Annotated in this window: 1 protein-coding gene; it reads left to right on the top strand. The window is 31.7% G+C overall.

Annotated features, from left to right (window positions below):
• On the top strand, positions 1 to 441 hold a 441-nt coding region (locus ACQ3F0_RS26800; protein WP_428868872.1), incomplete at both ends, for a sodium:solute symporter family transporter.

The raw sequence follows: 441 nt of genomic DNA, 5'->3' as shown, positions 1-441 counted from the left end.
ACTTTGGATTTGACCAAGGTCAAGTACAAAGATATTTAACAGCAAAGAACATTAAGAACATCAAAAAAGGTGGAATAATGAGTTCTATTGCAATGCAACTTATTTACTGGTTCTGTATGTTCTTAGGCGTTGTACTATTTGTATTCTACAAAACAAACCCTAGTACACTTGATTTTGGAAACTCAAACTTGATTATGACTGATTTCTTATTAAACTATGTTCCTACTGGTTTATTAGGTATCTTATTAGCTGCAACATTCGCTGCTGCAATGTCAAGTATTGACTCAATACTTAACTCATTAACAGCAGTATTCACAAAAGATATTTATGAGCCATATATAACTAAAAAGAAAGATACACCATTATCTACAACAATTATGTTCTCTGTAATATTTGGTGTTATAATCGTAGGATTTGTTTACGCAGGCCTTAGTGGAAACA

The sequence above is a fragment of the Clostridium sediminicola genome, from assembly GCF_050402865.1.
GTDB classification, from domain to species: domain Bacteria; phylum Bacillota; class Clostridia; order Clostridiales; family Clostridiaceae; genus Clostridium_AF; species Clostridium_AF sediminicola.
The sequence above is the reverse complement of the archived record's forward strand: the minus strand, read 5'-3'. Positions and strand labels throughout refer to the sequence as shown.